A 21400-nucleotide genomic window follows, 5' to 3' on the forward strand; every position below is an offset into this window, starting at 1 on the left:
AAGCAGTTAACTATTTTGTTAAACGAGGTGATTTTAAATGGGTAAACAAGTTCGCAAAGCTACGGTACTAAGTACTGAACAAATAACACCGCATTTACAGCGCATTGTTGTAGGCTCAAGTGAGTTTTCGGATTTAACGCAAGCGCATATTGGCAGCTATGTAAAAGTGCTTATTCCCCAAAATGGCAAAGTTGATTTTAATTTAAAAACCGCGTGCATGCGCTCTTACACAATAAGAGACGTTGATGATGCAACGGGCGCGTTAACGCTCGACTTTGTAATAAACATGCACCAAGGTCCGGCTACGCAATGGGCTATAACTGCAAAAGTAGGTGACGAGGTTGGCATAGCAGGCCCTGGCCCTAAAAAGCTTGATAATTACCAGCATCCGCATTATGTATTGCTAGGCGATTTAACCTCAGTTAATGCACTAAAAGGGTACATGCAGCAGTTACCCGCCAGCGCAAAAATTGACGCGTTTGTGCATGCCCCTACAGAGCAAGACATTATTGATTTACAAACGCAGCGCGATGTTAATTGGTTAATTACAGATACCCCAGATACCGATATGCTCAGCGCGCTTAACAATTTGCCACACACAAACGAGCCACCTATTGTATTTATGGCATTAGAGGCAGGGTTAGTACGCAAAGCAAAAACCTTACTTACCCAGGATTGTAATATACCGCGTAGTAATATAGTTTCCTCTGGTTATTGGAAAAAAGGCGTAGACTCAGAGGGTTATAAAAAAGAGCGTCAGCAAAGCCCTGAGCTTGCATAAATACCTTAGAGCAAAACAGCCTAACGCTATTTTGCTTTTATCCGTTACCTAACTTGAATTGAATAAATAGCAGACCCATTTAAGTGTTTTATGCTGATGATGAAGCCCATTGTTAGCATGCATTTTAAGGAGCTGCTATTTTGTTATCTTCCATTCCCTTTTCGTTATTAGAGCTTGCCCCCATGATCAAAGGGGACAGCGTTTCTCATACGCTCAATAAAACCACTAAATACGCCCAGCGTGCCGACCAATTAGGGTTTAATCGCTTTTGGCTGGCCGAGCATCACAATATGCCCGGTATAATTTGTGCTGCTACTTCAATATTAGTAGGTCACATTGCAGGTAAAACTCAGCGTATACGGGTTGGCTCTGGCGGAATAATGCTGCCGAATCATTCTCCCTTAGTTGTGGCTGAGCAATTTGGTACGTTAGAGAGTTTATACCCTGGACGAATAGATTTAGGCCTTGGCCGCGCCCCTGGTAGTGATCCAGTAACTAGCCGTGCACTAAATAATGATATGAGCCGCGCAGAAAACTTCCCGAGGGAGGTAACAGAGCTACAAACATTATTAGGCCCATACAATGGCACACACCCTATACGTGCTATTCCGGGGGAGGACACAAACGTACCGCTTTGGTTATTAGGCTCAAGTTTGTTTAGCGCCCAATTGGCCGCGCAAAAAGGGTTGCCTTATGTATTTGCAGGGCACTTTGCACCACGTTTTGTACACGATGCCATCGCACTATATAAGCGAGAATTTAAAGCCTCAAATGTACTCGATAAACCCTATGTAATGCTTGCCTTACCGCTGGTGGCAGCAGAAACCGATGAAGAAGCGCAGTACCTTTCTACCACCTCAAAGCAACGCGTGCTTGAATTAATACGCGGCAAAGAGCTGTGGCTAAAGCCACCGGTAGAGAGTATGGAAGGTTTATGGAGTGAGCAAGAGCGCGCCCACGTAGAAAACTTTTTAAGCTTAAGCGTTGTTGGCGGGCATGTGAGTATAAAACATAAATTACAAATGATAGCGAAAGAGCTAGAAGTGGATGAGTTTATATTTACCAACGATGTTTACGACAGCGAAAAACGCCACCGAGCCCTAGAAATTTTAATGGAAATAAAGCATTAATTAAAAAAGGAAGTGTTTAGTTAAGCAAGCGTACACACAAGCCTTGCTACTATGTAGACATCATTAAAAGTGAATACAAACTTATTAACTTTAAGTGATGTCTGAACAAACAATTTCGATAATTAAACATATTTAGGTTGCCAAGGATAAGGCCCATTTTGCATTATTTATCGTTCTGTTTTTTCAATCAAACTGATTTAAACAATCAATTTTAAGACATCACTTTTATTTTTTACAATGTAGTTATTAACCAAACATCATTAAATTAAAGGAAGGTACACCGTGAACGCTCTAACAACCGCATCGGCTAATTCAGTTACTCATACAGCGCAGCCAAAAGTTGCTCTGATAGCTGAAGGTGGCGGACAACGAGGGATATTCACAGCCGGTGTATTAGATGCATGGTTAGAGCAAAACTACGACCCATTTGATTTATTTATTGGCACCTCTGCCGGATCGCAAAATTTAACAAGCTATTTAGCGCGCCAAAAAGGTTACGCTAAACGCTTAATTAGAGGGCTTTCTCGTAACAAACGCTTTTTTCAACTAGGGCGTGGTTTAATGGGCAAGCACATTGTTGATTTAGACTGGTACTTTGAAAAAACCACCGAAGTAAACAGAGCCCTTGATTTTAAAACAGCAAAAACCAGCTTAGGCGAGCGAGAGCTGCTTATAACGGCAACCAATGCACGCGACAGAAAAGCCTATTACCTTTCACCTACAGGCGAGGGTAAGCAATGGCGAGATTTGTTAAAAGCATCGAGCGCGTTACCTTTTTTGTATAAACAAGGCGTTAAACTTACTCCTTGGTTAGGTACAAAAGCGGCAAACGAAGCACATTTAGCTGCAGAGCAATCGAGTGAAGATTTTTATTTAGATGGCGGCTTAGCTGCGCCACTGCCTGTACGCGAAGCTTATAAGCGTGGCGCACGAAAAATAGTAGTAATAAGAACCGTTGATGAGCATTTTCAGGCGCAAACTGCATGGGTTCAAAAGCTTAGAACATTTGCATGTGCATCAGGCTACTGCCCAAAAACACTTGATTACTTGATTCAACACGAGCAAGCATACCTAGACGAGCTAACGTTTATTGCCAACCCGCCTAGTGATGTAGAAATTATACAAATTTTTGCAGACGAAAAGCTGCACAGTAAATTATTAGGTAGCTCAAACGACGATTTACGCTTTGATCATAAGCTAGGTGTAAAAGCAGGCCGCGCTTATTTAAAAAACCAAAACGCACGTATAGTAGATTACGCACACAGCTACGCTATGTAGCTGTGTATTAACGCTTAAATTTAAATTACCCCTTAAGTTTAAGCGTTAGTAAAGTGCCGTGGCAAAATTAAAGCTCTGCTTTTTTTAAATTTATAGATGGCTTTTTATTGCTAATTACCGCGCCTAATAAAATAAGCGCTAAAGCAATAAATACTGACCAACTAAAAGGAGCCTGCGAGGCGAGTATTAAAATAAAAGTAGAAAGCACTGGCGTTAAAAAACTTAACGAAGCTAATAGCGATCGGTTACCAAATTTTAAACCATGATCCCATAAATAAAATGCACCACCCACTGGGCCTAATCCTAATAAAATAGCGCCTAGCCATTGTGAAACAGACAAACTAATAATGGTTGTTTCAAAATAAAAATGTGCACAAAGGGCTAGCACAGCCACAATAAGCGAAAGCCAGCCTATGTCATCTACTTGGCTATTAAATTGCGACATTAAATAAGAATAACTAGACCACAGTACTGCGCAGCATCCTGCAAAAAAATACCCTAAGTAATACTCACTATTGATAGATAACCCACTGCCATCGGTAATTAAACTAAGCGTGCCTAAAAACCCCAATAATCCGCCTAATATTGCTTTAAATTTAGACCCAGGGGTAGCCACAAATACACCCAGTAATAATGGCCAAAGGTACACAATTAAGCTTACCTCTATTAAAGGGCCGTATTTTAAAGCCATAAAATAACAAAAGTGAAAACCAAATAAGCCGGTAACACCTATTACAATTTGTTTTTTAGAAAGCTTTGGAGGGGTTAATAATGACTGTTTTGTAGCAAAACGTTTTACTAATAAAATAATAAAAGAAAGTGCAAAGCACATAAAAAGTAACTGAAAAGCCGGGAGTGCTTTGGTTAAATTACCCAGTAATGCTAAAAGCCCCCACGAAAATATTGCTAAAAACCCTATGTGTGTTGCCATTAATTACCCTCCGTAAATACTAGGTACTGAGTGTATCAATATAGGTTTTTAAAAATATGCTAAAAAGACGGTGTTATTGTTTGCTCTGACGCTATTTAACCTACGCTCTGCCTGAGCTTGCTTTATTATCTCGTGTTTAGGTTATCTGTATTACTGCTTTGCAAACGCCTTCGGTGGCTGTCCAAAATATAAATTAAACCGGCGGCTAAACGCAGAGGCATCGTTATAACCAATGCGCTCGCCTACTAAAGCAATCGGTAAGTCTGAATGGGTTAAAAGGGCGCGCGCGTGCTGCATTCGCAACATAGTTAAATATTGCAGCGCACTCATAGTGGTACTTTTTTTAAACACAGTTTTAAATTGTGTAACGCTTAAACAGGCTATATCGGCCAGCTCTTTTAACGTGTAGGGGTAGGCTAAATTTTGCTTAACAGTGGTTATTACATTATCTATTCGCTTATCAATATTACTGTGGCTGCTTTGCTCACAAAGTAATAAGTAAAATAAATCAAAAGTTGAATTAGTAAGCTTTTCACCGCTAACAACGAGCAGTTGCTGCTCTATAAACTGTAAGTAACTTAATAAACGGCTATCTATTGAGATTTTAGGGCATAAAAGGTTAATAAGGTTTTCAGGGAGCGCGTCTAAATCTGCCACAATAAAACGCGCGGCTTCATCGGCCGTAAAGGCATGCACTACGTTTTTCTCTATAACGATACAACTGCCCGTACTCACCGTTGTTTTAAAGTCATTATTTAACGTTATAAAAATTTCCCCGTGTAGGGGTAAAACGAGTTGATGGTAATTGTGCTGGTGGCGCTTTATATCTTGCGAATAATACCGAATAGAAAGCTTATTCATTGCCTACTCCAATACCTAATACAGAACCCGAGTATTGCCTAACATACTTTAAGTAAAACATGGCGTTAATTAAACCTAAGTAGAAGACAATAATATACTGGTTTCGCTATTTAAAATGCCTTCTATTTCGCGTACTTGCCTGAGTACGCCATCAAACTCACCTAAATTTGCCGCCTGTATTTCGGCCACTAAATCCCAAGCGCCATTGGTTGTATGTAACTTTGTTAGCTCTGGTATGCCGCGCATGGTTTTAATTACCTGCGATGTAGATTTACCCACCACTTCCACCATCATTATTGCTCTTACAGCTTCGGTTTCTATGTGTTCGTGTACACGCACCGTAAAGCCTAATATAGCGCCCGATGAGACTAAACGGTCTAAGCGGTTTTGCACTGTCCCGCGCGACACCTTTAAAACATCGGCTAGGGCTGAAATAGAAGCGCGGCCATCTTTTCGTAATTCGGCTATTAATGCGTTATCTAATGAGTCGTAAATGTAAGGGGTCATAAAACGCCTTGGGTTATGTGTTTATTACAAATTACTAAATTTGTACTTTATTGCATAGCAATTTGATAAAAAATACTATTATTTGTATAAACTTTTGGCATTTTAAGTAACACCTCTGGCCTATAAACTTATTTCAATTAATTTATTTAGTCATTAAAGAGGTATTTATGAGTCATTTTATCGCACAACCTAAACAAGGTGTTCCATTTGTTAGCGTACAGGCAATGGCCAAACTTATAAATAAAGTCGGAATAGAAAACGTATTGCTTGAGCTTACCCAAAGATTAGAACACGACTTTGCTCGCTGGGACGAATTTGATAAATCGCCACGTTATGCAGCGCACTCTCCTGATGGCGTAATAGAGCTTATGCCCGTAAGCGACGGTAAAATGTTTAGCTGTAAATATGTAAATGGTCATCCAAAAAACACCTTTAAGGAACTTCAAACCGTGGCCGCGTTTGGTATTTTGTCGGATGTTGATAGCGGCTATCCGGTTATGATCAGCGAAATGTGCTTACTAACAGCCTTACGCACAGCGGCTACATCGGCGCTTGTAGCAAAATATTTAGCGCCTAAGCACTCAACAACACTTACATTAATTGGTAATGGTGCACAGTCTGAGTTTCAGGCATTAGCTTTTAAAGCTGTATTAGGCATTACTCACATTCGTTTATACGATATTGATAAAAACGCCTCACAAAAAGCCTACAACAACTTAAGTGGCTACGGCTTAAATGTAACTCTATGCAATAGCGCAGAAGATGCCGTACAAGGCGCGCACATTATTACCACCTGCACAGCCGATAAAAAAAATGCCACTATTTTAACCAGCGATATGATCCCCCAGGGCGTGCATTTAAATGCCATTGGTGGGGATTGCCCTGGTAAAACAGAGCTTGATTCACAATTATTAACGCGCGCAAATGTGTTTGTAGAGTACGAACCGCAAACCAGAATAGAGGGCGAAATACAGCAAATGAGCGAAACCTTTGCCGTAACAGAGTTTCATAAAGTAATTAATAAACAAACACCTGGGCGTACAAGTAACGACGAGCTTACTATTTTTGATGGGGTAGGCTTTGCAAGCGAAGACTTTACCGCGCTGGTGTATATTAAAGACGCGCTGGTGGCTGCGGGTGAGTTTGAACTACTTGATTTAATTACACAACAAGCTGATCCGCGTAATTTATTTTCGGTACTTAATAGTACACAACCATCAAAAACACCTAAGCAAGAGCAAGTCGCATGAGCCACATAAAGCAAGCACCGACAGCGGTGGTGATGGTGCGCCCGCATCACTTTACATCTAACCCACAAACCATGTTAGACAACACGTTTCAAAGTACCTGCAACTCACAAAACCAGAGTCAGCTTGCCTTTGACGAAGTCACTAATGCGGTTAAATTATTACAAAACGAGGGTGTAACGGTTCATCTTTTTGAAGACGAACATACACACACGCCCGATTCTGTGTTTCCAAATAATTGGTTTTCTACTCATCAAAGTGGCGAGCTAGTTATGTACCCAATGTACGCAGAAAACAGAAGGTTAGAATATCGAAAAGATATTATTGATTTTTTGACTAATCACTATAAAGTGTTGTCTGTGACTGATTATTCATTTTTATCGAAAGAAAATGCATTTTTAGAAGGCACAGGATCGCTTGTTATTGACCACCCCCATAAGCTTGCTTATGCAGTAGAATCTAAGCGCACTACTAAAACCGTGGTTAATACAGTGTGCGAGCAATTAAAGCTAAAACCTGTTGTATTTAACGCCTACGATGAGCAGGGCACTGCGGTTTATCATACTAATGTATTAATGTGTGTAGCCACAGAGTTTGCCATGATCAGCTTAAATATGGTGCCAAATAGTCAGCACAAACAATTAACTAGCCATTTTATACAAAGCCATTTAGAAGTAATAAACTTATCTAATGAGCAAATAAGTAGCTTTTGCGGCAACGCAATAGAGTTACAAGGTACAAATGGTCGTATTTTAGCACTCTCACAAACGGCGTTTAATGCACTTACAACCGAGCAAAAAGCAGCAATACAAAAAACAGCTAAACTTGTTCCGTTACCTATACCAACCATAGAGTCGGCGGGAGGTTCGGTTAGATGCATGATTGCTGGCATACACCTGCAAAGTAAATAACCTACCACTAAGTCAACATCCTAAGGCAGCTTAGCTGCCTTAATCTATGGCTAACATGCATTATTAAATGCCAATTACTCAACTACGCGCTGAGTAAAAACATAATAAATACAAAAGGATTAGCCCATGTTCGATACCGTAGTAAAAAGTGTAAATGGCCTATTATGGGGAGAAGGCCAAATACTAATCTACATACTACTGTTTGCAGGTATTTGGTTTTCGGTACGTTTAAAAGCAATTCAAATAGTAAAATTTAAACACATGTTTAGCCTGTTAAAAGGCAGTAGCAAGTGTAAAAAAGACGACATTTCATCATTTCAAGCATTGTGTACTGGCTTGTGTGCCCGTGTAGGTACAGGTAACTTAGCTGGGGTCGCTGTTGCAATTTCACTAGGCGGAAGCGGCGCCATATTTTGGATGTGGGTTATAGCCATACTCGGCATGGCAACCGGCTTTGCCGAAAGTGTATTAGGGCAAGTGTATAAAGTACGCGATAGTAGTGGCGAATTTAGAGGCGGCCCCGCCTATTATATTCAACAAGGTTTGGGCAGCCGTGCCTTTGCTATTGTGTTTGCCGCGTGTTTATTTTTAGGTTATGGCTTTACCTTTAGTGCCATGCAAACCAATACCATAACCGACGCCCTTAACTATGCTTTTCAAGTACCTACCTTTTATTCTGGGTTAGTTATTACCGTATTAGCAGGCTCAATTATATTAGGTGGCTTTAAAGCTATTGCCCGCTTTGCTGAGCGAGTAGTGCCATTAATGGGCATATTATTTGTAGCCGCGGCGGTTATTATTACGATTATGAATTTTCCGCAAGTGCCTGCCATGCTTAAAGATGTGTTTCTATCTGCTTTTGGTTTACAAGAAGCCGGCGCAGGAGCAATGGGCGCAGCCATTAAAAACGGTATACAACGCGGATTATATTCTAACGAAGCCGGCGCAGGTAGTGTGCCGCATGCTGCAGCAAGCGCTAGCCCAATGCCTAATCATCCAGTTACACAAGGGTATATACAAATGCTTGGCGTGTTTTTCGATACAATTGTGCTTTGTAGCTGTACCGCGGTAGTTATTTTATTAGCCGATGTAGATATAAGCGGCGAAATGGAAGGCATACGTTTAACCCAAAGCGCCATGACCGCGCATTTAGCACAAGGCGGTGTGTATTTTGTTGCAGCAGCAATTACCTTATTTGCATTTACCTCGGTAGTAGCAAACTATGCTTACGCCGAAAGTAACCTGCATTTATTTAAGCTCGATAACAAAGTAGGGCGCACAATTTATACATTACTTTATTTATCAATGATGCTGTGGGGCGCGTCGGCATCTCTAAAAGAAGTGTGGGATTTAGCCGATATAGCATTAGGGTTAATGACAGTGGTTAACGTAATCGCTATTATATTGCTCACGCCGACTATTTTGTCTGTTAATCGCGACTACAACACACAACGAGAAAAAGGCATAGAGCCCGAATTTAAAGTAAAAGATGTAAAAGTACAGGGTAAATGCGAAAGCGGCATTTGGGATTGATTCCCGTATTTTAAGCAATTTTAACGATAAAAAGCGGTTTTATGACAACATAAAACCGCTTTTTGATTTTGCATAATTATTCAAATTTAGATTGTGTGAACAGCACTAAAATATAAGAATAACAAGGTAAACTGATTTAATGATCGACATTCACGCAGGTAAAACAGCAGCAAAAATTATTAACGAGCAGGGCTTTAAACCGGAGTTATTTACCTCTTTTTTAGGGGCAAGTGGCGGGCCTAAATGGTTTACATTATTTGGCTTAGACAAATATATTTTTGGTGAGTTTTTTAAAAACCGAACTCAACCACTTAACTTAATTGGTTCATCAGCTGGCGCATTTCGATCAGCCTGTTTTGCACAAAACGACCCCGTTGCTGCCATTGAGCGTTTAGCAAAATCGTATTCGCAAACGCGCTATTCTAGTAATAAACCAACACCTGCTGAAATTACACTAAAAGCCCGCGCATTATTAGATGATGTATTTGGGGAGCATGGCGTAACCGAAATTTTAAATAATCCTATTTTTAAAGCGCATTTTATAGTGGCAAGATCGAATGGCTTTATTGCGAGTGAAAATAAATTAATACAGCTTTTAGGTTTATCAAAAAGCTATATGCTTAATCGGGTTAACCGAAAATTATTAGGCTCGCAGTACGAGCGATTTATTTTTGGGGCGCCAAACAGCAATTTATCAATAACCGACAGTTATAATTTTAAAACGCAAAACATACCACTTAGCCAAACAAATTTAAAAGATGCCTTACTTGCATCAGGCTCTATACCCCTTGTTATGCAAGGCATAAAAAATATTGCAGGCTCGCCACCCGGTATTTATCGCGATGGGGGAATAATTGACTACCACTTTGATTTAAAAATTAATAACCCAGGCTTAATTTTATATCCGCATTTTAATAGCGAGCCAAAAGCAGGGTGGTTTGATAAAAATTTAAAACGTAAAGTGGCCCCACAAAATTACGATAACGTTGTGATGATCACCCCATCAAAAGAATTTATAGCCGGCTTACCTTACGGAAAAATTCCAGACAGAAACGACTTTACCGATCTTGATGCAGACACTCGTATTAAATATTGGAATACCGTTTTTAGTGAAACTGAAAAGTTGGCTGAGGCATTTGATAAGAGATTAAATACTAAACTTTAATTTATTATAAAATTAGTAATATGATAACTGAAATTGGCAACTCATAAATTACAGTATGTACTCAATAAATATTTTATATTAAATTCAGAGGGTTAAATAAACTGTCAAAAAAGACAGATTGTTTTTTGTATAATACCTTAAACCAACTAAAATTAACTCTCACATGATTAAAGGATTAGATAATGTTACATAAAGAAATAGAAGCAGCAGAAAAGTGGCATCTAGTAGAAGATAAAATAGATAAATTAGTTAGAAAATTTACAGAGTTTAACCTTGAAAAAGAAGGGAATATTCATACGCCAGAAGCAGACAAATATCGAAAAGACTTATTAAAGCTACATGAAAAATCGTCTGAACTTTTCAAGGTTTTCGTTTATACAAAGTGAAAAAGGGCGAAAGCCCTTAACTTAATTATTTAAATATATAATTATATTCTCTGTAATCACTTAGGGTTTTACAGTTTTCATAATGATAATGGAAAAATCTAGTTGTTGGTTCCAAGTTAGAAAAAGAGTTCGATGTAAGTGTATCAGAAACTACCAATTGGTCGATTAATCTAAATAAAGCTGAGTCATCAAGCTCTATTAATAATTTAGCAAGCTCACTATCAAGATAAGGAAGTAGGTTAAGTAATTTATTTATATCCTTTTGAACATTTAGTGAATAAAATTTTAGGTACTCAAGCCAAGTTATGCCTTCACCAACGGATTCAAATTTCAAATCAGTTATTATAGAGTTAGTATCTACTTTAGATAAGATAACTTTCATTTCGTTATAAGATATATTACCTGCAACCTTTATATCAGGTGGGTCAATAATATTATCAAAAATATTATCAATCAGAATGTTATTTCTAGAAGTTATACGAAATAATACAGTATAAACATAAGTAGAAATATTCTCCTTATCTTTTAATTCCTTTCTATATACAACCACATAGTAAAATATATAACTAGTTATAAAGGATAAAGATATTGTATATATAAGCTTCTCAAAATCACTCCCCCAATAAAATATGCTTGGAATGTAGTTTGAAAAAAACACGATAATTAAAAGTAAGGTTATGGCTAAGGCTAGTAAAAAACTTAAGTGTTTACTGGGTAGAACTCTTTTAGTTATGTACACTATTTTAACTTCCTGTTCTTTCGAAAAATTTCCAAATAATATTTAATAACTGATCCTGTAAATCAGATAAATAAAAATTATGAGTTTTACGATATGCTTTCCATGTTCTATACAACGCTTCGGATTTCCTTACAGACCACTTTAACGCTGGACTAGCTGAACATCCGAGGGTTTAACTTTCTCTAAGAAGTAAGTATTGTATAATTTTCCATCTAAATTTTACAGTCTGCCCACGCACCTTTTTCGGGTAAATATGCTCGATATAATATAGCTACTAGTTTTTCTTTAGGTAGGCTAGCTTTACATATTATTGTATAGCGACTGATTTACCTTTCACTAAAACTTAGCTCTCTAGTTGCTTTAGTATATGGTTAGTCAAATAGTGTAAGTAATTATAAACATGCTAACTTTTATATAAATTATGATTGATTAGGTAGTATAAATACTGAAAAATTAGTAGGGACTTATATAACGTGAATACATAATACTAGAGTGCTTTCTTTAATAACAACCCATAAATTACGTTATGTTAAATTGGGTAATTAATAAGAAAGCGAGCGTGATTATACAAACCAGCCCGCTTTTAGGAGAGTAATTAGGTGTTAATTTAGCTCAGAATCTACCCAAAATTTAGTGCCTTTTAGTACTGCTTGAAGTGCAAGCCCATTTTCGGTTAAAGAATATACGGTAACTTGGTCGGCAATGGCTTCTGCAACCAGTGCTCCACCTTTATCTTCGTATTTTGCTGCTGCATCTGCGTTTCCGCCAAAGGCCCAACCGTGTTCAATAAATCTATTTACTGCCGCTTGGTTATGAAAAACCATAACAACGTTAAAATCTTTAACGCCTAAACCAAGCCCTAAACCGGCTTCACCCATATTCATGTAGGTTGATTTACCCGTTAAGTTATTTTTTACTACACCGTACCCGCCACCAAAACTAGCTAAAACGACATTTACGTTTGCGTTATCAAATACGGCGTAACCGGCAGAATTGGCAATTTGTTTTTTAACATCGGGTTTTTGTGCGTATAATTTGTCGAGGGTATTGTTTTTCATGCTTTGAACTAAAGCACGTTTTTCGCTAGGTGAAGCACTGCCTGTAGTAGCACAACCTGTTAGTAATACATTTATTGTAAGTAGGCCTAACACTATAAATTTTTTCATAAAACTTTCCTTAATAAGATTTATACCAATACACAACTATGTATAAATAAATACACTTTCACTATGTCCAATACTAGACAGTATCGGACTTTAACGTTAAGCTGTAAGTCTATTATTTTATTGAATATTTATACATTATGCTTGTCGCTTTAGTTGATACGTTAAAACAATTAAGATACCAAATTGCTCATCTTGATGACGGTACTCTAAACTCAGAATACCCAGAACTTGCATCCTTTATACAGCAAGTTGGCTTGACTGTAACTGAATCAAAGGACGATCTTAAATTTTTATACCAATTTTTATATGTGTACGGCCGAAAATCTGAGGCAACATTTAATCGTTTTCGTAATGAACTTGAACGATTTTATTTGTGGTCTTGGCTAATTGCCGAAAAATCTGTATTTAGTTTAAAGCGCGAAGACATTGAAGCGTATGTTGATTTTATGGCTGAGCCAGATAAAAAATGGGCATCAACTTCGGTGCAATGGCGTTACAAAGATGAACAAGGTATTCGTCGATTAAATCAAAATTGGCGCCCTTTTATATTAAAAGAGTCAATTGCGAGCCAGCAAACATTAGCGGCTATGTTTACTGCGCTAAATGTATTTTATAAGTTTTCTATTTTAGAAGAAAAAACGTTTGCTAACTTTGTGCCTGTAGTGAAAAAAAATAGCCCCTATTTGGTAGTTCAATCTCAAATTCAGATCCCAGACACTTTAAGTGACATACAATGGGAATATGTATTTGGCGTAACACGCGATTTATGTGAAAAAAAACCAGAGCTTGAACGTAACCTATTTACGCTCGCGTGTTTAAAAGGGCTATATTTACGTATATCAGAATTATCAGAGCGCCCGCAATGGTCGCCAGTTATGTCACACTTTTGGCAAGATAATGACGGTTTTTGGTTTTTACGAATTATGGGCAAAGGTAATAAGCTGCGAGATGTTACGCTAAGTGATGATTTTGTTGAGTATTTAAAACGTTACCGATTATACAGAGGGTTACCCGCCCTACCACGTGTTGATGAATCTGAGCCATTGGTGCATAAAATTCGTGGCCAAGGTGGGATGACCGTTAGGCAAATTAGACGTTTAGTGCAGCAGAGTTTTGATTTAGCTCAGCAATCGTTACTTGATGACGGGTTTAAAGACGATGCAGAACAACTTGAAGCGGCCACTGCCCATTGGCTTCGTCACACGGGTGCAACACATGATGCGCAAACTCGACCGCTAAAACATTTATCGGAAGATTTAGGCCATTCTAAAATTGCGACAACTGATCAAATTTACATTCAAACAAATATTAAAGAGCGAGCAAAATCAGGCGTTAAAAGGAAAATTTAATGGAATACTTAGTAATAGCATTTATTGGTTTTTTATTTTTAGTTTATTCAATTTCAATAAGGCAGCTAGAGCGCACAGAAATAACAGGCCCTATGTTTTTTGTTATTGGCGGCATGTTTTTGGCGTTTTTACTTCCTAATGAAGGCGAAAAACTAAAAACAGGAATAGATTATTTATTACCACTGATAGAGCTAACGCTAAGTATATTTTTATTTTCTGATGCGGCTAAATCTAAGTTAGGTGTATTGAGGCATAGTTTTCAATACCCTAGCCTATTACTATTTGTTGCCCTACCCTTAACTTTATTGTGCGGAATTGGTGTTAGCTTATTTTTATTTGCTGAGTTGTCGTTAATTCAATCGGCACTGTTGGCAATTATACTTACACCAACCGATGCGGCTTTAAGTAAAGGGTTATTGCAAAGTACACAAGTGCCCGAAAAAATCAGGGAAGGTATAAATACCGAAAGCGGATTAAACGATGGCTTATGTGTACCCGTATTTTTAATATTTATTTTATTAGCTAAAAACCCTGACTCTGCTATTACTGCTTCACATACATTAGGTGTGTTTTCAAGAGAGCTTGGCTTAGCATTATTGATTGCTGGTTTTTCTATAGCGATATTTATTCCGGCATTAAATTTTGCAATGCAGCGCCATTACTTTGCAAAAAGCACCAGCCCATTTTTACTTTTAGGTTTTGCGATGGCGGTGTTTTCTATCACACAATATTTTCATGGCAGCGGGTTTATAGCGGTGTTTATAGCGGGTTTGTTATTTGATAAATTTTCTAAAACTGACATTCGCGCTGAGCTAATAGAGGATTCAGAGCACATAGCTGATTTTACATCGTTAATGATTTGGTGTTTATTTGGATTTGTTTGTGCGTATTTAGTAACTCCGAAATTAAATACAAATATAATTGTGTATGCTTTATTAAGCACAACATTAATTAGAATAATTCCGGTTATGTTATCGCTACAATTTACAGCACTTAATTGGAAGGAACGTTTTACTTTTGCATGGTTTGGGCCACGTGGTTTGGCGTCTATTGTTTTTACTTTAATGGTAATAGACACGCAAATAGAAAATAAATACGATATTGCCACTATTGCAATGACCACTATTTTATTTAGCGTGTTTATACATGGTATAAGTACAAAGCCAATTGCAGATAGCTTTGTTAAAAAATCTAAATAGCGTTTATAAAAATTAGCGAATTTATTGTTTTGCTATAAACACGATTTTTAGCTTTAAAATAAATCACTTAACTAAGCTAATTGGTATTAATAAAAAAGGCGTAACTTATTTTTAAGTTACGCCTTTTTTATTTTTAACTTTTACTAGCTAAGTACCTGAGCGAGCAACTCTATTGGGTGCTTTGGTTTAAATTGCTCAAAACGTTTTACTTGGCTGCGACACGAAAAACCGGTAGATAAAAGTTGCTCTGGATTATTTTTATCTACTATTGGTTTCCAACTCATTTCGTACAGTGCACGGGAATTTTCTTGGTTTTGTGCTTCATGGCCATAAGTACCGGCCATGCCACAACACCCAGTATTGGTTGTATTTAGGGTTAAACCAATATCAGTAAAAATTGTTTTCCATACACTTGCCGCTTTTGGTAAAGCGGTTGTTTCTGTACAGTGGCTCAGTAATGTAAATTCAGTGTCAGTTTTTTGTTTAGCCGATAATGATTTAAACGATTGAGTTTGTAACCATTCATGGGCAAGTTGTACATGAAACTCGCCGCGATTATTTTCTAAAATGGTTTTGTATTCATCGCGATAACACATAACTAACGATGCATCTAAACCAACCAAAGGCGAATTAATATCAGCGAGTTTATTTAAAAAATCTGCGCCATTTTTTGCGGTTACTTTAAACTCATGCAAAAACCCTTTTACGTGTTGGGCTTTACCATTAGGTTTAAACGGTAATAGCATCGGCTTTTTACCCAGCGCGGTGATAAGTGTTATAAAACTTTGCACTAACTCGGCTTCGTAAAAGCTGGTAAACGGGTCTTGCACTATTAGCACATAGTCATTTTGTTCATCGCTTGAAAGTGAATTTAATAATTCAAAATCAAATTTATGTGCTTTTGCTACGCGCTTTTCAAGTGAAGGCACACTTAATTGGGGTGTATCTATATACCCTACTGTTTTTTTAATTAAACTACTTACTAAGTTTGTTTTAACAATTGGGTTGATCACGCGTGCAAATTTAGACATTACAGGCGCCGAACTTTCAATGTTAGCGACTAAATAATCTTTAAGTGGGCGCGCGTAATAACTGTGATAATAATTTAAAAAGCGTGCTCTAAAAGTAGGTACATCCACTTTTATAGGGCAAGATGTTGTACACGCTTTACACGCTAAACATTCATCCATTGACTCTTTTACTTCGTGAGAAAAATCGTAAACACCTTTGTTTTTTTCACGGCTATGAACAAAACGCTCCCACCAGGTAATAACTTCGCCTTTGTTAAGCTCTTTTTCTACTTCGAGTAAATCTACATTTTTAGACTCTTGAAGTCGTAACCATTCTCGCATTAATGTTGCGCGGCCTTTTGGCGAATGCCTGCGATCGCCGGTTACTTTATATGAAGGACACATGGGAGAATTTTCGTCGTAGTTAAAACAAATCCCGTTACCATTACAGGTCATCGCATTGTTAAAACTTGTTTTTACATCGATAGAAATTTGCTTATCGAAGTACGAACGTTTTTGCCCATCTACACTAACTAGTGAGTCCTCACTTTCTATGGGGGTACATATTTTACCAGGGTTTATTCTATTATTAGGGTCGAACGCTGTTTTTATTTTACGTAGTTGTTTAAATAAATGCTCGCCAAAAAACTCAGGGCCGTATTCACTTCGGTAACCTTTACCATGTTCGCCCCACATTAAGCCGCCGTATTTAGCGGTGAGTTTTACAACTTCGTCTGAAATTTTTCGAAGCAGTTTTTCTTGTTCTGGGTCGCACATATCTAGCGCCGGGCGTACATGTAAAACACCCGCATCAACATGGCCGAACATACCGTATTGTAAATTATGGCTATCGAGTAATGCTCTAAATTCTACAATGTAGTCGGCTAAGTTTTCTGGAGGTACGGCGGTATCTTCAGCAAAGGCCAATGGCTTTTGGCTGCCTTTAACATTACCGAGTAATCCGACAGATTTTTTACGCATTGCATAAATTTTTAAAATGTCACTTTTACTGCTGGTTAATTGATAGCCAATAACACCATTGGTTTGATTTGCTACGCACTCATCTAATAATGTGCAAAGTGTGTTTACTTTGTCTTTTATATCTTCAGGTGATACTGCATTAAACTCAACCATATTGAGTCCTTGCATATCTTTATTTGGTACATCGGTTATTAAGTCCGATACTGAATGCCAAATAATATCTTCGCGAGCCAGGTTTAATACTTTGCTATCGACTGTTTCTACCGATGTTGCACGCGCATCAACTAAAAAGGGAGAGTGGCGAAGTGCCGAATCAAAACTGTCGTATTTAATATTTATCAGTGTTTTAAATTCGGCTATGGGAGTTAAGTTTAATTTAGCTTCAGTAACTATACCAAGCGAGCCTTCTGATCCGGTAATTAGCCTACTCATATCAAAAGTTTGTAAGTCATCACTTAGCACATGCTCTAGGTCGTAGCCTGTTAAAAAGCGATTTAAGCGTGGAAATTTTTCTAAAATAGCTTGGCGCTCATTTAAAGAAATTTCCAATACTGTTTTGTAAAGGCTACCGATTAATGATTCTTGCTCGGCTATTACTTTGGCTTTTTCTATGTCTATTGGTGATGTCACCATTGGGCTGCCATCGACTAAATAGGTAGTAAGTCCTAAAACATGGTCGCTGGTTTTACCGTACACTAATGAACCTTGACCTGATGCATCTGTACTGATCATTCCGCCAATGGTTGCTCGGTTACTGGTCGATAAGTCGGGTGAGAAGAAAAAGCCGTACGGTTTTAAAAAGTCGTTTAATTGATCTTTAATTACACCTGTTTGTACTCTAACCCAACCTTCTTCAACGTTAATTTCGAGTATTTCACGCATGTAGCGAGACAAATCAACCACTATTCCTGGTGTGAGTGATTGCCCATTAGTACCTGTACCACCACCACGAGGGCCAAAAGTAAGTGACAAAAATGGGTCGCGAGATGCTGTTTGCAATGCCAGTTGAATGTCTTTTTCGGTTTTAGGAAAAATAACACCTTGTGGGATTTGCTGATAAATACTGTTATCAGTAGAGGCGGTTAAACGCGTTGCATAGCTTGCATCGGTGTCTCCACTAAACCCCTGATTTTTAAGTGTACTTAAGTAGTTCGCGACAAGCTCTGTCGCTGCATCTTGCTGTGTAATTGTTGCTATCATGACGGCGATAATTTAAGGCATTTGTGTAATTATATCATGGTGATGGCTAATAGAAATTGAAGATTTTACAGTTTGTAACACTCTTTTTATCGTAATTTGAGCTGCTGTATTTATAATCAAGTTAAACCACAGTGTAGAGCTTTATATGAAAAAATTACTATTACAGATCATAGGTGTGTTGTTTATTTTGCTGGGGCTATTTTTTGCTGTAGTAGCTAGGGCGTGTTGACCTTTGGTTGTTGAATTTGCAGCAGTATGTTTGGTTTTTAGGCAAGGCAGAGCCTATGTGTGGTTACTCCCCATAAATAGGCGATAACGCAGCATAAATACCAAACATGCGCTGCCCTATGGGTTCTTTCTAGGGACGATTAACTCTTTGTTACTCGATTTTTACTTAGCCCACTAGGTTACAAACCTCGCGCCGCGATTTAATCGCCCCTAGATTGAACAAATTTCAATCCATTTTTTATGGCGGGGTTACTGTGTTTTTCGTTTTATTACCCAAAAGCGAGGCATTATTTAAAGCTTTGCCAAAAAGCCTTAACTAAATCGTGTAATTATTTAGATAAAAAATTAGCACGCTAAATTATACCACATACAAAAATGCCAGCTTAATAACTGGCATTTTTATCAGTTACTAATAAACGCGATTATTTAGCAAGTTTGTCTGCTAGGTATAACCAAGTTTCTAGTACTGTATCTGGGTTTAGTGAAACAGAATCAATGCCCTGCTCTACTAACCATGCTGCAAAGTCTTCATGATCTGAAGGACCTTGACCACAAATACCTACATACTTGCCCTTTTCTTTAGCGGTTTTAATTGCCATAGAAAGTAGCTTTTTAATCGCAGGATTACGCTCATCAAATAAATGTGCGATTAGGCCTGAGTCACGGTCAAGGCCAAGTGTTAGCTGAGTTAAATCGTTAGAGCCGATAGAAAAACCATCGAACATCTCTAAAAATTCATCGGCAAGTAATGCATTTGAAGGAAGCTCGCACATCATGATTACTTTTAGACCATTTTCACCACGTTTAAGGCCATGCTCTTCTAGTAATTCGATAACACGTTTACCCTCTTCAAGGGTACGTACGAATGGGATCATGATTTCGATGTTGGTCATACCCATGGTGTTTCTTACGCGTTTAATTGCTTCACACTCAAGGGCAAAACAATCACGGAAGTCTTCAGAGATATAACGTGCAGCACCACGAAAACCAATCATTGGGTTTTCTTCTTCAGGTTCGTACTGCTCACCACCTACTAAGTTTGCATATTCGTTTGATTTAAAATCAGACATACGCACAATTACACGCTCTGGTGCAAAGGCACAGCCTAGCGTTGAAATACCTTCTACTAATTTAGAGATATAAAACTCTACCGGTGATTCGTATCCGGCAATAATGTCGGTAATTTCAGCTTGTAACGCAGGAGATTGTGCATCAAAATTTAATAGCGCTTTAGGGTGAACACCAATCATGCGGTTTATTACAAATTCAACACGGGCAAGGCCAACACCTGCATGTGGTAAACGTGCAAAGTCAAACGCGCGGTCTGGATTACCTACGTTCATCATCACTTTCATTGGCAGTTCTGGCATTTTATCAACGCGCGACGTTAGTATTTCAAAATCTAAAATACCTTCGTAGATGTAACCTGTATCGCCTTCAGCACATGATACCGTTACTTCTTGGCCTGCTTTAATTAAATCGGTTGCGTTACCACAGCCAACTACCGCAGGAATACCAAGTTCACGGGCAATAATTGCTGCGTGACACGTACGCCCACCACGGTTTGTAACAATAGCCGCGGCGCGCTTCATGATAGGTTCCCAATCTGGGTCGGTCATGTCGGTAACTAAAATGTCGCCTTCTTGTACTTGGTCCATTTCTTTAATTGAATCAAGTACACGAACAACACCACTACCAATTTTATGACCAATTGCGCGGCCTTCAGCAATGACATTGCTTGTGCCATTTAATTGAAAACGCTCCATAATATTGGCATCTTCGTTTGAGCGAACGGTTTCTGGGCGCGCTTGTACTATGTACAATTTGCCATCGTTTCCGTCTTTTGCCCATTCAATGTCCATAGGACGACCGTAGTGCTTTTCGATTATTACAGCTTGTTTTGCAAGTTCTTGCACTTCTTCATCTGTAATTGAAAATTTGTTTGAAAGGCTTGGCTCTACGTCAACAATTTCTACTTGTTTGCCGTGTGCCTCATCTGTTGAGTAAATCATTTGAATGGCTTTTGAGCCAATATTACGACGTACTACTGATGGCAACCCTTTTTGTAATGTTGGTTTATGAACATAAAATTCATCAGGGTTTACTGCGCCCTGTACAACCATTTCACCTAAACCGTAGCTTGAAGTAACAAATACAACGTCTTCAAAACCAGACTCTGTATCAATACTAAACATAACGCCTGATGCTGATTTATCTGAACGTACCATACGCTGAATACCAGCAGATAGTGCAACACCACGGTGATCGTAACCTTGGTGAACACGGTACGATATGGCGCGGTCGTTAAATAAAGAAGCAAATACGTGTTTAATAGCGACCATTACTGAGTCGATACCACGTACATTTAGGAAGGTTTCTTGTTGGCCTGCGAATGATGCATCTGGCATATCTTCAGCGGTGGCTGATGAGCGTACTGCAAATGATACATCGGCTGATGTATCGCCATGAAGTTGGCTGTATGCGTCGCGAATGGCTTGGTCTAGGTTAGGTTGGAATGGGGTATCGATAATCCATTGGCGGATATCGGCACCGACTTTAGCGAGTGTATTTACATCATCAACATCAAGTGTATCTAAAATGTCGTGAATTTTTGCATTGAGTCCAGATTGCTCTAAAAACTCATTGAAAGCGTCGGCTGTAGTGGCAAAACCACCCGGAACCTGTACACCTGCGTTAGCGAGGTTTGAAATCATTTCACCCAGTGAGGCATTTTTGCCGCCAACACGAGGAACATCTTGCATACCAAGCTCTTGATACCAGAGAACGTATTCTTGCAC

17 protein-coding genes are annotated in these 21400 nt (G+C 38.5%); 10 read left to right on the plus strand and 7 right to left on the minus strand.

Annotation, left to right across the window (positions count from 1 at the left end; genetic code table 11):
• The first annotated feature begins 37 nt into the window (after positions 1 to 37).
• The 3 genes from AN395_RS02635 (at position 38) to AN395_RS02645 (ending at position 3189) form a co-directional block, all read left to right on the plus strand.
• The gene (locus AN395_RS02635; RefSeq protein ID WP_054981968.1) at positions 38 to 781 is read left to right on the plus strand and encodes a siderophore-interacting protein; all 744 of its coding nucleotides are present in this window, start codon (positions 38 to 40) and stop codon (positions 779 to 781) included.
• Positions 782 to 921: 140 nt separating this feature from the next.
• A complete protein-coding gene (locus AN395_RS02640) occupies positions 922 to 1911 on the plus strand; it encodes an LLM class flavin-dependent oxidoreductase (protein WP_095206600.1) in 990 nt (329 codons plus the stop codon).
• A 282-nt stretch (positions 1912 to 2193) separates the two neighbouring features.
• Positions 2194 to 3189, plus strand: a complete 996-nt coding sequence (locus AN395_RS02645) for a patatin family protein (protein WP_054981970.1) — start codon at positions 2194 to 2196, stop codon at positions 3187 to 3189.
• Between the two features lie 67 nt (positions 3190 to 3256).
• Here AN395_RS02645 and AN395_RS02650 read toward each other — a convergent pair whose 3' ends face one another.
• From AN395_RS02650 to AN395_RS02660, 3 genes are all read right to left on the minus strand, one after another.
• The gene (locus AN395_RS02650) at positions 3257 to 4120 is read right to left on the minus strand and encodes a DMT family transporter (RefSeq protein ID WP_054981971.1); all 864 of its coding nucleotides are present in this window, start codon (positions 4118 to 4120) and stop codon (positions 3257 to 3259) included.
• Positions 4121 to 4270: 150 nt separating this feature from the next.
• Positions 4271 to 4981 carry an AraC family transcriptional regulator gene (locus tag AN395_RS02655; RefSeq protein ID WP_054981972.1) on the minus strand — a complete coding sequence of 237 codons (711 nt, stop codon included), beginning with the start codon at positions 4979 to 4981 and terminating at the stop codon, positions 4271 to 4273.
• Positions 4982 to 5056: 75 nt separating this feature from the next.
• Complete coding sequence (locus AN395_RS02660; protein ID WP_004586320.1) at positions 5057 to 5488, minus strand: Lrp/AsnC family transcriptional regulator; 432 nt, start codon at positions 5486 to 5488, stop codon at positions 5057 to 5059.
• Between the two features lie 167 nt (positions 5489 to 5655).
• Here AN395_RS02660 and AN395_RS02665 point away from each other — a divergent pair, with 167 nt between their 5' ends.
• The 5 genes from AN395_RS02665 to AN395_RS02685 all read left to right on the plus strand — a co-directional run bounded on the left by AN395_RS02665 (position 5656) and on the right by AN395_RS02685 (position 10730).
• Complete coding sequence (locus AN395_RS02665) at positions 5656 to 6738, plus strand: ornithine cyclodeaminase (RefSeq protein WP_054981973.1); 1083 nt, start codon at positions 5656 to 5658, stop codon at positions 6736 to 6738.
• Positions 6735 to 7646 (plus strand): citrulline utilization hydrolase CtlX, encoded by a 912-nt coding sequence (gene ctlX / locus AN395_RS02670; protein ID WP_054981974.1) that lies wholly within the window; start codon positions 6735 to 6737, stop codon positions 7644 to 7646. The genes AN395_RS02665 and ctlX overlap by 4 nt, the downstream gene beginning before the upstream one ends.
• Positions 7647 to 7772: 126 nt before the next feature.
• The gene (locus AN395_RS02675) at positions 7773 to 9179 is read left to right on the plus strand and encodes a sodium:alanine symporter family protein (protein ID WP_054981975.1); all 1407 of its coding nucleotides are present in this window, start codon (positions 7773 to 7775) and stop codon (positions 9177 to 9179) included.
• A gap of 139 nt (positions 9180 to 9318) precedes the next feature.
• Positions 9319 to 10344 carry a patatin-like phospholipase family protein gene (locus tag AN395_RS02680; protein WP_054981976.1) on the plus strand — a complete coding sequence of 342 codons (1026 nt, stop codon included), beginning with the start codon at positions 9319 to 9321 and terminating at the stop codon, positions 10342 to 10344.
• A gap of 182 nt (positions 10345 to 10526) precedes the next feature.
• Positions 10527 to 10730, plus strand: coding sequence for a hypothetical protein (locus tag AN395_RS02685; protein ID WP_054981977.1), 204 nt, complete (start codon positions 10527 to 10529; stop codon positions 10728 to 10730).
• Between the two features lie 25 nt (positions 10731 to 10755).
• Here AN395_RS02685 and AN395_RS02690 read toward each other — a convergent pair whose 3' ends face one another.
• Positions 10756 to 11469, minus strand: coding sequence for a hypothetical protein (locus tag AN395_RS02690; RefSeq protein ID WP_054981978.1), 714 nt, complete (start codon positions 11467 to 11469; stop codon positions 10756 to 10758).
• Positions 11470 to 12071: 602 nt separating this feature from the next.
• Positions 12072 to 12635, minus strand: a complete 564-nt coding sequence (locus AN395_RS02695) for a YSC84-related protein (protein WP_054981979.1) — start codon at positions 12633 to 12635, stop codon at positions 12072 to 12074.
• A 137-nt stretch (positions 12636 to 12772) separates the two neighbouring features.
• On the opposite strand from AN395_RS02695, the gene AN395_RS02700 reads away from it, so the two are divergent.
• Together AN395_RS02700 and AN395_RS02705 are read left to right on the plus strand one after the other, a co-directional pair.
• Entirely contained in the window at positions 12773 to 13984 is a 1212-nt protein-coding gene (locus tag AN395_RS02700; protein ID WP_054981980.1) for a tyrosine-type recombinase/integrase, read from the plus strand.
• On the plus strand, positions 13984 to 15183 hold the full coding sequence (locus tag AN395_RS02705) for a sodium:proton antiporter (protein ID WP_054981981.1): 1200 nt from the start codon (positions 13984 to 13986) through the stop codon (positions 15181 to 15183). The genes AN395_RS02700 and AN395_RS02705 overlap by 1 nt, the downstream gene beginning before the upstream one ends.
• 143 nt (positions 15184 to 15326) lie before the next feature.
• Here AN395_RS02705 and AN395_RS02710 read toward each other — a convergent pair whose 3' ends face one another.
• Together AN395_RS02710 and ppsA are read right to left on the minus strand one after the other, a co-directional pair.
• Positions 15327 to 18374: an FAD-binding and (Fe-S)-binding domain-containing protein gene (locus AN395_RS02710; RefSeq protein WP_054981982.1), complete on the minus strand. Its 3048-nt coding sequence runs from the start codon at positions 18372 to 18374 to the stop codon at positions 15327 to 15329.
• A 650-nt stretch (positions 18375 to 19024) separates the two neighbouring features.
• Positions 19025 to 21400, minus strand: a complete 2376-nt coding sequence (gene ppsA / locus AN395_RS02715) for a phosphoenolpyruvate synthase (protein ID WP_054981983.1) — start codon at positions 21398 to 21400, stop codon at positions 19025 to 19027.

This window comes from Pseudoalteromonas sp. P1-30, from assembly GCF_001400005.1.
Classification (GTDB): Bacteria; Pseudomonadota; Gammaproteobacteria; order Enterobacterales; family Alteromonadaceae; genus Pseudoalteromonas; species Pseudoalteromonas atlantica.

Excerpts from the sequence above, each read along its gene's own strand:
- AN395_RS02635 (WP_054981968.1), top strand. The coding sequence starts at position 38 with ATGGGTAAACAAGTTCGCAAAGCTACGGTACTAAGTACTGAACAAATA.
- AN395_RS02650 (WP_054981971.1), bottom strand. The coding sequence starts at position 4,120 with ATGGCAACACACATAGGGTTTTTAGCAATATTTTCGTGGGGGCTTTTA.
- AN395_RS02655 (WP_054981972.1), bottom strand. The coding sequence starts at position 4,981 with ATGAATAAGCTTTCTATTCGGTATTATTCGCAAGATATAAAGCGCCAC.
- AN395_RS02660 (WP_004586320.1), bottom strand. The coding sequence starts at position 5,488 with ATGACCCCTTACATTTACGACTCATTAGATAACGCATTAATAGCCGAA.
- AN395_RS02665 (WP_054981973.1), top strand. The coding sequence starts at position 5,656 with ATGAGTCATTTTATCGCACAACCTAAACAAGGTGTTCCATTTGTTAGC.
- ctlX (WP_054981974.1), top strand. The coding sequence starts at position 6,735 with ATGAGCCACATAAAGCAAGCACCGACAGCGGTGGTGATGGTGCGCCCG.
- AN395_RS02675 (WP_054981975.1), top strand. The coding sequence starts at position 7,773 with ATGTTCGATACCGTAGTAAAAAGTGTAAATGGCCTATTATGGGGAGAA.
- AN395_RS02680 (WP_054981976.1), top strand. The coding sequence starts at position 9,319 with ATGATCGACATTCACGCAGGTAAAACAGCAGCAAAAATTATTAACGAG.
- AN395_RS02685 (WP_054981977.1), top strand. The coding sequence starts at position 10,527 with ATGTTACATAAAGAAATAGAAGCAGCAGAAAAGTGGCATCTAGTAGAA.
- AN395_RS02695 (WP_054981979.1), bottom strand. The coding sequence starts at position 12,635 with ATGAAAAAATTTATAGTGTTAGGCCTACTTACAATAAATGTATTACTA.
- AN395_RS02700 (WP_054981980.1), top strand. The coding sequence starts at position 12,773 with ATGCTTGTCGCTTTAGTTGATACGTTAAAACAATTAAGATACCAAATT.
- AN395_RS02705 (WP_054981981.1), top strand. The coding sequence starts at position 13,984 with ATGGAATACTTAGTAATAGCATTTATTGGTTTTTTATTTTTAGTTTAT.
- AN395_RS02710 (WP_054981982.1), bottom strand. The coding sequence starts at position 18,374 with ATGATAGCAACAATTACACAGCAAGATGCAGCGACAGAGCTTGTCGCG.